This is a genomic window from Cobetia sp. SIMBA_158 (genome assembly GCF_046566945.1).
Taxonomy (GTDB): domain Bacteria; phylum Pseudomonadota; class Gammaproteobacteria; order Pseudomonadales; family Halomonadaceae; genus Cobetia; species Cobetia amphilecti.
This window is the reverse complement of sequence record NZ_JAWJYL010000008.1, coordinates 71323-84285: the sequence shown is the minus strand read 5'-3', so window position 1 is coordinate 84285 and position 12963 is coordinate 71323. Positions and strand designations below refer to the sequence as shown.

Below are 12963 nucleotides of genomic sequence, written 5' to 3'. Positions count from 1 at the left end.
GCATGCTGACCGTCAGTGGCTATTACGTCGGCTTCATGGCCCTGCTGGTGGCAATCCTGCCGCTGGCCGCCAACGAGCGCACCCGCATGGTGGGTGCCTGGTTGGCCGGTGGGCTGTGTCTGGCGTTCATGGCATTGCGTTACGACGCAGGGTACGACTACTTCTCGTACCGCCAGATGGCCACCTGGCAGGTCGACCTGAGCTTTCTCGAGCCCGCACCTGCTGCCTTGGCACGCATGGCGCGGGCCTGGGGCGAGCCGCAGCTGTTCTTCATCATCACCGCCATCCTCTACGTGTCGTGCTTCGTCTCGGCATTGGTGATGAGCCGTCGCAATCTGGCCTGGTGCCTGCTGTTCTTCGTCTGCCTGCCGCTGATCTATCTGTCGGCCTTCGGGTTCGTGAAGCAGCACGTGGCGATTGCGCTGTTCATGCTGGCGATGGCGTGTCTGGAGCGCGGCATGCGGCTGCCCGCGCTGGTGCTGATGCTTGTCGGCACCAGCTTCCACTACACCCTGGCACTGTATCTGCCCCTGCTGGTGATCTATCCGCTGCTGCGCCGTGCCTACCCGTTCTGGCTCTACCTGGGGCTGCTGCCACTGTGTTTCGTGGCCGGGCCGCTGGCCAAGAGCATTCTCAGTGCGCTGGGCCTCTATGCGCATTATTTCGAGGATTTCTCCGGCGGTGGCGAGAAGCTCTACGTCATCTACCTGTTGATCTGCCTGGGCACCCTGGTGATGTGGAAGCATTTCCGCCTGTCACTGGACCCCTGGGCCTTCAACCTGATGTTCATCGGCGTGGCGCTCTACACCCTGTTCATCACCTACGGTGAGCATGTGGCACGTGCCAGCTATTATTTCCTGCCGTTCGCCATCTTCGTCATCTGTGACGTGATCGAGCACTTCCGCGACAAGCTGTTGCCCAGCCTGATCAGCGGCGTGCTGATGATGGCGCTGTTCTTCATGTCGCTGAAGGTGGCGGCCGGCAATCAGGACCACGATTTCTTGAACAACTACGAGTTCTATTTCCTCAGCGATGAAGCCCTGGTCGTCGGCAACGGAGGCCAGTCATGAGCGAAGCGCTGATCTTCTCGCTGTTCAATCTGATGGCGCGCGGCCTGTCCTCCGCCGCGGGCCTGCTGCTGGCGCGTGCCGTGGCGCCGGAGGCCTTCGGTGAATACGCGCTGGCCCTCAACTACGCGGTATTGCTGGGCGTACTGGCGCGCATGGGCGGCAACGAGGTGTTGCTGGTCACCCGCGACGGCGCCAGCGCGCCGGCACTGCGCCGCTGGATGGGCGTCGGCATCTCGCTGTATGCCTTGCTGGCGATCGGCTTCGCCGTCGGCATCGCGCCGCTGCTGGGCCTGTCGGCCTTCATCTTCGCCTTCTGTGCGCTGCGCGCCGCGGCGGAGCAGGTCGGCCTGCAGATGATCAACTCACGCCTGCAGCGCCAGGAGCGCCTGGGTCGCGTCAATCTGATGACGGTGCTGATCTCGCTGGCGGTGGCGATCGCGGTCGCCTGCGCCGCTGGGCCGGCGCTCTACCATCAGGGCGTCGAGCTTGTGACCGGCGCCGAGTTCAGCGCTGACCTGACCACCCCCGCCGGCATGTTCGGCCTGGCGCCGGTGCCGACCTTCGTGATGGCCAGCGCCATCGCGCTGGTCATCGTGATGGCGCTGGGCATGTGGCTGTCGCGTGATGCGCTAGCGGATGCCCGGGCCGAGGCCGACGCGGCGGCAGGCCATGAGGGCGCGGACCAAGAGGGCGCGGGCCAGCGTCGCTTGCCGAGCAAGGCCGATTTCGCGCGTGGTCGCGGCTTTCTCTACAACAACCTGATGTCGTTCGCCTACCTGCAGGCGTGGGTGATTCTGGCCGGGCTGGCATTTGCGCCCGCTCAGGTGGCCAGTGTCTCGGTGGTGACCTCCATCGTGTTCGCGCTCTATGTCTTCCCCACCAGCCTGTATCGCTACTACCTGCCCAAGCTGACCCACGGCGATGCGCGCCTCAAGGAGTACCTGGTCATCGCCAGTGGCTTCGCGCTGCCGGTGGCGGGAGGACTGGCGCTGATCGCGCCATGGCTGGCGGAACACTTCCTGAGCGGCGCCTACCCGCGCCTGACCCTGACGCTGCGCGCCTTCGCGCTGGTCTATCTGGTGCACGCCTTCGTCACCTGCGCCTTCACGCGTCTGGCCGCGCTGCGTCTCAACGGCAAGCGCCTGCTGTGCCAGAGCACCGGCGCCACGCTGGTGGTCGGTGGGGGACTTGCGATCGCGGCGCTCAATCACTCGCTGGGCAACGCGTCCGGCGACACCGGCAGCCTTCTGGGCGTCGATCTCTACAGCCTCTTCCTGTGTGTGCCGGTCGCCGCCGAAGTGGTGATGCTGGCGATGGCGATCCTCTTTCAGCCATCACTCTCCCGCGGTGGCAAGGCACACGAAGACAACGCTGCGGCGAGTGCCTGAGCCTGACCGGGCTTCACGAGCGCAGCAGGAATCGGAAGGTCAGCATCTGCGCCTTCCGGTTGATGACATGACGGCGATGCCGGGCATGCAGACACAGCCCTCAGGCATCGCGCGTTCGAATCGCGACATTACGGACAGAAGGACGAACAGCATGGCCAAGATATGCATGACGCACGGATGGCATGACGACAACAAGGGCGACTCCGCCATCCTGATGGGCACCATCGACTTCCTCGATCAGCTGATCGATGCCGAACAGGGGCGCAGCGATGTCTCCGGCGCCGGCGTGGCCAAGGCCGAAGGCCACCGCATCGACATCCTGCCCATCGATGATCAGGTGTTCGCCACCGAGCGCGGCCCGTTCCGCCATATTCGTCGTCGCTACCGTGAACGCGTCACCGTCGGCCAGCCGCTGATGCCGCCGATGCGTGACAAGCTGCGCTTCGTGACCTCGCTGCTCGGCCTGGGCGCCAAGATGATGTTCGGCAAGCAGGGCAAGAGTGGCAACGACATCATCGACGCCGCGGACCTGGTGGTTGTCAAGGGCGGTCATATCTTCCACAACGGCAGCTTCAAGAAGACGCTGTCCTCGTGGCTGGCGCTGATCGGCTATCTGGCGCCGGTGATGCTGGCCCGCAAGGCTGGCAAGCGCGTCTTGCTGCTGGGTCACTCCTTCGGCCCGTTCAAGACCCCGGCCCAGGAGCGCTTCTTCCTGCGCACCCTGAGCGATTGCCTGGTGGTCTCGCGTGAGGAAATCACTCACGCCATGACCCAGAAGGCCGACCCGAAGCTGCCGCACGCCCTGCTGGGCACCGACATGGCCTTCGCCATGGCCCCGCGTGCCAGCGACGAGCATGCTGCGGTCAAGGCGCCGAATGGCGTGGCCTCGCCGTACGCCGTGATCACCCTGCGCGACTGGTGGGGGCTGGATCAGCAAGCCTTCGCCGAGCGTGTCGAGGTGCTGTCGCGCTCACTGCTGGAATCCCGCGAGCGTCTGGGCATCGAGCGCCTGCTGGTGGTACCGCACGTGCTGGGCCCGACCGATATCGAGAATGACCAGCGCATCTCCCAGCTGGTGTTCGATCATCTGCAGAAGGCCTTGGCCACGGCGGGTGGGGAAGACCTCGCCACGCGTGTCGAGCTGGTGCAGGGCGACCCGAGCCCGGATGCGCTGGTCGATCTCTATCGCGATGCCCAGTTCCTGGTCGGCACCCGCTTCCACTCGGTCATCTTTGCGCTGATGTCCGGTACACCGGTCTACGCGCTGTCCTACTGCGGTCCCAAGGCGCCGGGCATCATGCGTGACTTCGGTCTCGGCGACAGCGTGCAGGACATCGAGAACTTCGACCCGGCACGCATCGTGGCCGATATCGAACAGCTGGTCGCCGACAAGGCCTTCCCGGCGCTGGCCGAGAAGGTCATCGCCGAGAAGCTGGCGATCACCGCCGACATCACGCGTGACTTCTTGCGCCGTGCACCGGGGCGTGCCGGCGTCTGGGGGCAGCGTGAATTGAAGCTCAATGACGCTGCCTTCCCGGCACCGGTGGCGGCCAAGCCAGCTGCTGCCGAGGCGGCCGCGCCGGCCGCTGCCATGGCCGCGGATGCGCCTGCCGGCGACAACAGCGCGACTGCCGCTCACGACAGCGAGCCTGTCGTGCGAGGAGCCTGATATGGCACATGTCGCTCTGTTGATTCAGGACATCAGTGCCTGTGGTGGCGTCGAGAAGGTGATGCATGGTCTGGCGCGGGACCTGAGCGCCAGCCACCGGGTCACGCTGGTCTCGGTGCGCGAAGGCGAGCCCTACTGGGGGCGTCTGGAGGGTGTCGAATATCGCACCCTCGGGCTGCCCGCCACCGGCACGCGCCAGAACTTCCGCCATTGGGTGACGCATCTGCGTCGCCTGATGCTGGAGGAGCGGATCGAGGTGATGGTCAGCGGCTACTTCGCCTTTCATCTGGCAGCGCAGCTGGCGGCACGCGGCACCGGTGGCGTCGATGGCGAGGGGCGTCCGCGTCCGCGCACGCGCATCATCGCCCAGGAGCACAGCGCCTATCACCACGACCGGCGTGCCAAGCGCATCGTCAAGCAGCTGGCCTATCGCCACCTCGACGTGCTGCAGGTGCTCAATGAGGTCGATGCCGAATGCTGGCGTCGCCGCGGCCTCACGCCGACGGTGATTCCCAATTATCTGGATGACCAGCGGGCGGACGAGGCACGCAGCGGCTGCGAGCATCAGGTCGATGTGGTGATGGTCGGGCGTCTGGCGCCGATCAAGCGCCTCGATCTAGCGATTCGTGCCTTCGCGGATTCCGGCTACCGTCGCGGTCGCCTGGTGGTGGTCGGTGACGGCCCGGAGCGTGAACGCCTCCTGGCGATGTGCAACGAGCTGGGCCTGCGCGTCTTCCAGGGCGCCAACGACAGCACGGTGCCTGCCGGCACTCAGGTGCTGTTCACCGGCGCGCTCAGGGACGTCTCCCACGAGCTGCGGCGCGCACGCCTGTTGCTGCTGACCTCGGAGCGCGAATGCCTGCCGATGAACGTGATCGAGGCCAAGCGTGAAGGGCTGCCGTGCCTGTCGCGCCCGGTGCGTTCCGGACCGCTGGCGCTGATCGAACATGGCCATGACGGGATGCTCAGCGCGGAGCCGGATGGCAGTGAAGATGCCGCCATCATCGCGGAGCTTGCCCACGAGCTGGCGCGCCTCGAGTTCGATGACGAGCTTCTGCTGCGTCTCTCAAACGGTGCCTGGCAGAGCTTTGATCGCTACAGCGCGCACGCGGTGCTGCCGCAATATCAGCGTCTGATCTCTCGTCTCGCGCCGCCGACGCCCGGCGATGCGGCGACTACCGAGCAGGCGCGTCAGGACTCATCCGCAGATACGCGCCCAGACACACACTCGCGTCGCGTTCAGCGACAGCCGCTTGAGGAGAAGGCCCATGGCTGATGTCTCCGTCATCATGCCCAACTACGGCTATGACCGCCGCCTGCACGCCGCCGTCGACTCGGTACTGGCCCAGAGCGAGCCGGTACGCGAGATCCTGATCAGCGACGATGCCTCGCCGGATGGTGCCGCCAGTCGTCTGCGTGACGACTTCGCCGCGCTGGACACCGCTGGCGTCGAGATCCGCGTGCTGGAAACCGACACCAACGGTGGCCCGGGCCGGGCACGCAACCGTGCCATCGCCGAGGCCAAGGGCCGCTACATCGCCTTTCTGGATGCCGACGATGCCTGGCTGCCCGAGAAGATCGAACGCCAGATCGCCTTCATGCAGGACACCGGCGCCGGGCTTTCCTACACCGGCTACGAGATGGTCGATGAGCAGGGCGAGCACGTCTCGTACTTCGCGCCGCCCGAGCGCCTGACGCGTGACGACATGCTGCGCTCCAACTCCATCGGCTGCCTGACCGCCATCTATGACGCCGGTCGTTATGGGCGCTTCTACATGCCGACGATCCGCAAGCGTCAGGACCTGGCGCTGTGGCTGATCATCATCGGTCAGCTGGGCCCGGCGCAGGGCATGCCGGAACCGCTGGCGCGCTATACGCGTCGCGAGAGCAGCGTGTCGTCCAACAAGTTCAAGGCCGCCGCCTATCAGTGGCGTCTGTATCGTGAGGTGCTGGGGATGGATGTGATCAGCGCCAGTCGCAACTTTGTCCATTACGCGGTGAACGGTTATGCAAAACATCGTTGAACAGGATGTCGCGGCGTCCGCGACACCTTCCACCGAGTCCACGGCGGCTTCCCGCCATGCCGATGCAAGCGCGCAGCCGACCCTCGATTCGCGCCCGCGGGTGCTGGTCGGGGCACGCCAGGTGGATGACAGCGCGCGTCGTCAGGTGCCGGAGCTGACCTTCCTGATCTCGACCCTGGATGGCGGCCTCTATAGCGTGCCACGTCATGATGCGCTGCCCGGGGCGCGCTTTTTGATCGTGCACCAACTGTCAGACCCCGCGAGCCGCGAGCAATACCGCGAGTACGCGCTGGCCAATTTCGATAGTCGTTTCGAGTACCTGGCGATCGACGGGCGGGGCCTTTCGAAGAGTCGCAACACGGCGCTTGCCGCCTGTGCCACGCGCTACGCCTATGTGCTGGATGACGACATCGAGCTGCATCCCCAGGCAGTCGCGCTGGTGATGGAAGCCTTCACCTGCACCGAAGCGGCCGCGATCAGCTTCCCCCACGTCAAGGCCTTCCCGTTGCATGAGCGGGACCCGGATCGGCCCGCGCCGCCGGTGTCCTTCAAGACCCACAGCCTCATGTCACTGGCGCGCGTGCGCTCGGTCGACATGGCGCTGGATCTCTGCCAGTTCCATGCACGCTTCGATGAGCAGTTCGGCCTGGGCACCGATCAACCCTCCGGCGAGGAGTTCATCGTGCTGAGCGATGCGCGTCGTCAGGGCGCGCGTCTGATGCGTGCCAATCTGGGCATCGTCGCCCATGCGGGGGTCACCTCCGGCAGCGACTTCTACAGCACGCCGGCCAAGGCGCGCACCAAAGGGCGCATGTTTGCCCGCGCCACCGGCAGTCGTTTCTCGCCGTTGTCATTGGCCTTTTTCCTGCGCAAGGCGCCGGTCGCCATGAAGCATGGCCACCTGGCGACCTTCGCGAAGCATTACTTTCGCTGATGGCTGCCGCGCCGCTGATGGCTCTCATTGACTGACGGTTCTGATTTGATGACGACTCTAGCGTGAAGGCATGGCCATCCATGAGGTGGCCATTGCCGCCCGGGTAGTCAATTGATCAAGCGGCATATCAGAGAAGTTGCGACAGGCAGGATCAGAAAGATAAGTCACAAGTTATATAGGGTCATGTTTTGGATCATATTGCGCCCGACAGGATGACTTTTCACGAAGTTGCTTTATAACAGAGCCACACTTCGGGCAGCGATGATTGCCCGTCACTGACTCAAGCGGCGCGTCTTTTCCCTGCGAGTTACCTGCAGTCTACCTGCAACCACCTGCGAGCCTTCTGGCCCGTGGGTTGGGTAACCTCGCGCCGCTGTCACGAAATATCGCTGTTCAATGGGGGGGATCCTCTTGCACAGGACACTGTCGGCATTTCTTTTTCGGCTAATGAAGGCGAGAAATTCCGCCTGCGAAGACATCTCTTGAGAGAGACCCAAGGGAAACCCGAGGGAGTCATGAGGGAGCAGGACTTTACGGCGAAATGCCATGGAGTCCACCTCGATTGCCGCTGAAAAGCCGTCAGATGTGCACGAGATTCTGCCGCCATTGCCTCGTTTCACTTTGAGTATCACGACACGATCTGGCGACAAGGCCAGCAAGGATGACATCAATGAAGATCACGATTTTTGGAAGCGGTTATGTCGGTCTGGTCACGGGTACCTGCCTGGCCGACGTCGGCCACGACGTAGTGTGCATGGATGTGGACGCCGCCAAGATCGAGGGTCTCAAGCAGGGCGAGATTCCCATCTATGAGCCGGGCCTGGAAGGCATGCTGCTGCGCAACGTGGAAGCCGGTCGCCTGAGCTTCACCACCGACGCGCGTGAAGCCGTCGAGCATGGCGTGCTGCAGTTCATCGCCGTGGGCACGCCGCCGGATGAAGACGGCAGCGCTGACCTCAAGTATGTGCTGTCCGTCGCCACCACCATCGGCGAGCACATGAATGACTACAAGGTCATCATCGACAAGTCCACCGTGCCGGTGGGCACGGCAGACCGCGTCAAGGCGCGGGTCAAGGACGTGCTCAAGGACCGTGGTGCAAGCGTCGATTTCGATGTCTGCTCCAACCCGGAATTCCTCAAGGAAGGCGCGGCGCTGGACGACTTCACGCGTGGCGCGCGCATCGTGGTCGGCACCGATTCCGAAGCGGTGCGTGAGCGCATGCGCGAATGCTACGCCCCCTACAACCGCAACCATGAAAAGCTGATGTTCATGGATGTGCGCGCCGCCGAGCTGACCAAGTACGCCGCCAACGCCATGCTGGCGACCAAGATCAGCTTCATGAACGAGATTTCCAACCTGGCCGAGCGCCTGGGTGCGGACATCGAGGAAGTGCGTCGCGGCATCGGCAGTGATCCGCGTATCGGCTACCACTTCATCTATCCGGGCTGTGGCTATGGTGGCTCCTGCTTCCCGAAGGATGTCCAGGCGCTGGCACGTACTGCCAGCCAGATCGGTTATGAAGCCGAGCTGCTGACCGCCGTGGAATCCGTCAACAAGCGCCAGAAGGTCACCCTGTTCGACAAGCTGTCGCGGGCCTTCGATGGCGACCTCAAGGGCAAGACCATCGCCGTCTGGGGTCTGGCCTTCAAGCCCAATACCGATGACATGCGCGATGCGCCGAGCCGCACGCTGATGGAAGCGCTGTGGGCCGCTGGCGCGACCGTGCAGGCCTATGACCCGGAAGCGATGAAGGAATGCCGCCGCATCTACGGCGAGCGCGATGAGCTGGTACTGGTCGCGGACCGTCAGCAGGCGGTCAAGGGCGCCGATGCGCTGGTGATCTGCACCGAGTGGAAGGAATTCCGCACCCTGGATGGCGAGTGGCTGAAGTCTCAGCTCGGCTTCCCGGTGGTGGTCGATGGCCGCAACCTGTTCGAGCCCGCCGCCATGAAGGCCGCCGGCCTGATGTACTACGCGGTCGGCCGCGGTGACACCCTGCTGCTGAATCAGGCTTGAGCTTGCGGCTTGGCATCACAGCCCGGGCGTCATTACTCAAACGTCAGTGCTCAAGCGTCAGTGCTCAGACATCAATGCTCAAGCAGGCATTGAACGTCACTGAAAGATTCAGCACGCGTACCTGATCTGCGTACGCACTCCCTGAAAGACATCCATTCAGTCGTGCCACGCTCTCCATGAGGGTGGCACGCAGTAGAGGAATTTCTCATGTGTGGCATCGTTGCCGGTCTGGCTCAGCGTGATATCAGCAAGATTCTGATCGAGGGGCTGCATCGCCTCGAATACCGCGGGTATGACTCCGCCGGCGTGGCGGTCATCGACCCTGCCGGAGAGCTGCGTCGTGCGCGTGCCGTGGGCAAGGTACGTGCGCTGGAAGACGAGCTGCGCGAGGCGCCGCTGTCCGGCGCCATCGGCGTGGCGCACACCCGCTGGGCGACCCACGGGCGTCCTGCCCAGCACAATGCGCACCCGCATCTCTCCAGTGAGCGGGTCGCCGTGGTGCACAACGGCATCATCGAGAACCACGAAGCGCTGCGCGGCGAGCTGGAAGGCGCCGGTTATGTCTTCACTTCCGAGACCGACACCGAGGTGGTTGCGCACCTGGTCGATCGCGAGCTGTGCAGCGGCCTGGCACTGCCGGAAGCCGTCAATGCGGTCACCGCGCGTCTCGATGGCGCCTTCGCTCTGGCGGTGATGGAGCAGCGCAACCCCGAACTGCTGGTCGGTGCCCGTCAGGGCAGCCCGCTGGTGGTCGGCGTGGGGATCGATGAGCACTTCATCGCCTCTGACCCACTGGCGCTGCTGCCGGTTACCGATCGCTTCATCTATCTTGATGAAGGTGACATGGTCGCCATCACGCTGGCGGGTATCCAGGTGCTGGAACGTACCGGCGACCGAGATGAACTGACGCCGGTCACGCGTGAAGTGGTGCGTTACGAGCACAGCGTCGAAGCGGCAGGCAAGGGCGAGTATCGCCACTTCATGATGAAGGAGATCATGGAGCAGCCGCGTGTGCTGTCGCGCACGTTGGCCGAGCGACTGGACCCGAAGGGCGTGCGTCTGGAGGCCTTCGATGTCTCGCGCCATTCCTTCCTCGCCGCCAGCGCCGGCAGCGAGAAAGGCAACGAGAGCGGCAAGCAGGTCGTGGATGTGGCACGCCTGACGCAGCTGTTCGCCGACGTGCGTCAGGTACAGATCATCGCCTGTGGTACCAGCTATCACGCCGGCATGGTGGCGCGTTACTGGCTGGAAGAGGTCGCGGGCATTCCGGCTCAGGTCGAGGTGGCCTCGGAATTCCGTTATCGCGAGCGGGTCGCGGCGCCGGGGACGCTGTTCCTGACTCTGTCCCAGTCCGGCGAGACCGCCGATACGCTGGCGGCGCTGCGTGACATCCAGAAGCTCAACCGTGAAGGCCCTCAGGCCGGGCACTATCTGGCAAGCCTTGCCATCTGCAACGTGGCGGGCAGCTCGCTGGTGCGTGAATCCGATCTGTCACTGCTGACCCACGCCGGGCCGGAAATCGGTGTTGCCTCCACCAAGGCCTTCACCACCCAGCTGGTAGCGCTGATGCTGACCACCCTGGCGCTGCGTCAGGCCAAGGGCGATGGTCAGACGGATGATCTGCTGAGCCGTCAGCTGCTGATGCGCCTCAAGGACCTGCCGCACGTGATCGAGCAATCCCTGGCGCTGGATGGGGAAATCGCGCAGCTGGCGGAGAAGTTCATGCACCGTCACCACACCCTGTTCCTCGGGCGTGGCAGCCAGTATCCCATCGCCATGGAAGGGGCGCTCAAGCTCAAGGAAATCTCCTACATCCACGCCGAAGCCTACGCGGCTGGTGAGCTCAAGCACGGCCCGCTGGCGTTGATCGACGAAGACATGCCGGTGGTGGCGGTCGCGCCGATGGATGACCTGATGGAGAAGCTGAAATCCAATCTGCAGGAAGTTCGCGCCCGCGGCGGTCAGCTGTTCGTGTTCGCGGACCCGGAAGTCAGCCTCAAGGCCGGTGAAGGTGTTCACGTCGTCACCGTGCCGGGCGTCTGTCGCTTCCTCGCGCCGATCGTCTACGCGGTGCCGCTGCAGCTGCTCTCCTATCACGTCGCCGTGCTCAAGGGCACCGACGTCGATCAGCCGCGCAACCTGGCCAAGAGTGTCACGGTGGAGTGATCGACCGCCCTTGAGGCCATGAAGCAAACAAAAGGGACTGCCCATGGGCAGTCCCTTTTTTTGTTGCAGGCTATATCGAGAGCTTTGTCGCGAGCTTTCTCGAGGACTGGGTCTCTGGAAATGCTCGTCAGCGCTTCACGCGTGCCAGCAGACGCTGCCAGCAGCGAATCATCAGTGACTGGCGATGCGTGTCAGCGTCTGGCTCAGGTGCGTCATCAGAGTCTTCATCAGTCTCTTCATCAATGGCTGGGCCGGAATGACGAATGCAGAAGCGCTCCCCCGACGGTGCCATCATCCAGCGCGAGCTGCCCGCAGGAAGGCGTCCCGCCTGCACGTCCTCATCAAGCTTTCTGCCCGCTGCCTTGATGGCGTCAATCGTGCTCTTTGAGAGTTCGATGAAGCCTTCATCGCCCGCTGGATCAGCCGCGTCATGGGTTGGTGGAGTCTGAGACATCAGATCAGGCCCTTGATGATCAGATTGACGCTCGAGACCAGCAGAATGGCATAGGCGACCTGGCGCAGACGATTGTCACTCAAGGGCGGCGGGAAGCGGCGCGCCAGCTCGGTGAAGAGCATCACGACGAGGGCGCCCGACAGCCCCACGAGCAGCAGCTGGGGCAGGGTGTCGCCGATACGCCCCGGGGCCGCGATGCTGAGGCCCATGCGCACGATGCCGGTGACGATGAAGACACCGAACAGCGTGCAGCGAATGGCGATCAGGGTCATCGGCTGACGATAGAGCACGACCACCAGAGGCGGGCCATTGGCCGCGAACAATCCCCCCATCAGGCCTGACAGCACACCGGCGGTATGAAAGTGCCAGCGTGGCGATGTCGTGGCACGCGGGCCCGGTTGAGCCAGCAGGGCGAGACAGGCGATCAGGATGACGATGCCCAGCAACATGCCCAACAGGGGGGCTCTTTCGCTGCCCAGCCAGACCGCCAGGAAATAGCCCACCGGCAACATTGGCAGGCTGGTGACCAGCAGGCGGCGTGCCAGACGCGGATTGATCTCTCGCCAGTGCCCGCGCATGGCCATCCCGTTGTTGAACAGTCCCAACAGAGTACACAGCAATGCGGCGCTCTCGATGGGCAGCACATCGAGGGTCGCCAGCAGCCCCATCACGATCAATCCGAAGGCGAAACCGGTCAGGGTCTGGATATAGCTGGCGAGTGCCAGACTCATCATGATGGCGACAAGTTGCCAAGGCTCCATGAAGTCTCCGTGGGCAAGAGGGGATAGAACACAAAGGGCAGGGCGGCGCTGGCTCCAGCATGCGCGAGGCCTGGCGCTGGTAGGCAAGGGCGCTTGAGAGCGGGCGCCGTGCGCGTGCGGGGAGGCCGACCAATGCCTGCCATCATAGCCTGCATCGCGCTCTGGCAGTATGACACTCGCGCAAAGTGCTCACGTTGATGTGCATCACATAAGGCCGCGGGCATTACGGCTTTGGTCGTGCTGGCTCAATTGGCTCAGTGGGCGGGGCGTATTTCAGTAGTCACTGATTCTCAGTATCTGGCATGAGTTGCCGGAGGATTGCCGCATAAACGCTCATGATTTCGGCTTTTGGCGACAGCGCAGCTTGTTTGGGCTGAGGGGGATTATTAGTCTGTGGTCAACGGCGGGGCAGGAAGTGTCGCCATTTGCTGCCACTTTCTGCGACTACCTTTCTCACGAGCGGTCATCCATCCAGAGATC

At 63.8% G+C, this 12963-nt stretch carries 10 protein-coding genes; 8 read left to right on the top strand and 2 right to left on the bottom strand.

Going from position 1 to position 12963, the window contains the following annotated elements:
• The first annotated feature begins 2 nt into the window (after positions 1 to 2).
• The 8 genes from R2R70_RS13170 (at position 3) to glmS (ending at position 11268) form a co-directional block, all read left to right on the top strand.
• Complete coding sequence (locus tag R2R70_RS13170) at positions 3 to 1070, top strand: EpsG family protein (protein WP_131432419.1); 1068 nt, start codon at positions 3 to 5, stop codon at positions 1068 to 1070.
• Positions 1067 to 2458 (top strand): hypothetical protein, encoded by a 1392-nt coding sequence (locus tag R2R70_RS13165; protein WP_410978252.1) that lies wholly within the window; start codon positions 1067 to 1069, stop codon positions 2456 to 2458. The genes R2R70_RS13170 and R2R70_RS13165 overlap by 4 nt, the downstream gene beginning before the upstream one ends.
• Before the next feature lie 151 nt (positions 2459 to 2609).
• Positions 2610 to 4127 (top strand): polysaccharide pyruvyl transferase family protein, encoded by a 1518-nt coding sequence (locus tag R2R70_RS13160; RefSeq protein ID WP_410978251.1) that lies wholly within the window; start codon positions 2610 to 2612, stop codon positions 4125 to 4127.
• A 1-nt stretch (position 4128) separates the two neighbouring features.
• Positions 4129 to 5403 (top strand): glycosyltransferase, encoded by a 1275-nt coding sequence (locus R2R70_RS13155; RefSeq protein ID WP_410978250.1) that lies wholly within the window; start codon positions 4129 to 4131, stop codon positions 5401 to 5403.
• Positions 5396 to 6151 (top strand): glycosyltransferase family 2 protein, encoded by a 756-nt coding sequence (locus R2R70_RS13150; protein ID WP_043334128.1) that lies wholly within the window; start codon positions 5396 to 5398, stop codon positions 6149 to 6151. Before R2R70_RS13155 ends, R2R70_RS13150 begins: the two co-directional genes overlap by 8 nt.
• A complete protein-coding gene (locus tag R2R70_RS13145; protein WP_410978249.1) occupies positions 6135 to 7085 on the top strand; it encodes a glycosyltransferase family A protein in 951 nt (316 codons plus the stop codon). The genes R2R70_RS13150 and R2R70_RS13145 overlap by 17 nt, the downstream gene beginning before the upstream one ends.
• A 670-nt stretch (positions 7086 to 7755) precedes the next feature.
• Complete coding sequence (locus R2R70_RS13140) at positions 7756 to 9102, top strand: UDP-glucose dehydrogenase family protein (RefSeq protein WP_153636201.1); 1347 nt, start codon at positions 7756 to 7758, stop codon at positions 9100 to 9102.
• A 207-nt stretch (positions 9103 to 9309) separates the two neighbouring features.
• Positions 9310 to 11268: a glutamine--fructose-6-phosphate transaminase (isomerizing) gene (gene glmS / locus R2R70_RS13135; RefSeq protein WP_410978248.1), complete on the top strand. Its 1959-nt coding sequence runs from the start codon at positions 9310 to 9312 to the stop codon at positions 11266 to 11268.
• Between the two features lie 127 nt (positions 11269 to 11395).
• Here glmS and R2R70_RS13130 read toward each other — a convergent pair whose 3' ends face one another.
• Entirely contained in the window at positions 11396 to 11722 is a 327-nt protein-coding gene (locus tag R2R70_RS13130; protein ID WP_410978247.1) for a hypothetical protein, read from the bottom strand.
• Complete coding sequence (locus tag R2R70_RS13125) at positions 11722 to 12483, bottom strand: sulfite exporter TauE/SafE family protein (protein WP_054556253.1); 762 nt, start codon at positions 12481 to 12483, stop codon at positions 11722 to 11724. Before R2R70_RS13125 ends, R2R70_RS13130 begins: the two co-directional genes overlap by 1 nt.
• Positions 12484 to 12963 lie beyond the last annotated feature (480 nt).

Excerpts from the sequence above, each read along its gene's own strand:
- R2R70_RS13170 (WP_131432419.1), top strand. The coding sequence starts at position 3 with ATGCTGACCGTCAGTGGCTATTACGTCGGCTTCATGGCCCTGCTGGTG.
- R2R70_RS13165 (WP_410978252.1), top strand. The coding sequence starts at position 1,067 with ATGAGCGAAGCGCTGATCTTCTCGCTGTTCAATCTGATGGCGCGCGGC.
- R2R70_RS13160 (WP_410978251.1), top strand. The coding sequence starts at position 2,610 with ATGGCCAAGATATGCATGACGCACGGATGGCATGACGACAACAAGGGC.
- R2R70_RS13155 (WP_410978250.1), top strand. The coding sequence starts at position 4,129 with ATGGCACATGTCGCTCTGTTGATTCAGGACATCAGTGCCTGTGGTGGC.
- R2R70_RS13150 (WP_043334128.1), top strand. The coding sequence starts at position 5,396 with ATGGCTGATGTCTCCGTCATCATGCCCAACTACGGCTATGACCGCCGC.
- R2R70_RS13145 (WP_410978249.1), top strand. The coding sequence starts at position 6,135 with ATGCAAAACATCGTTGAACAGGATGTCGCGGCGTCCGCGACACCTTCC.
- R2R70_RS13140 (WP_153636201.1), top strand. The coding sequence starts at position 7,756 with ATGAAGATCACGATTTTTGGAAGCGGTTATGTCGGTCTGGTCACGGGT.
- glmS (WP_410978248.1), top strand. The coding sequence starts at position 9,310 with ATGTGTGGCATCGTTGCCGGTCTGGCTCAGCGTGATATCAGCAAGATT.
- R2R70_RS13130 (WP_410978247.1), bottom strand. The coding sequence starts at position 11,722 with ATGTCTCAGACTCCACCAACCCATGACGCGGCTGATCCAGCGGGCGAT.
- R2R70_RS13125 (WP_054556253.1), bottom strand. The coding sequence starts at position 12,483 with ATGGAGCCTTGGCAACTTGTCGCCATCATGATGAGTCTGGCACTCGCC.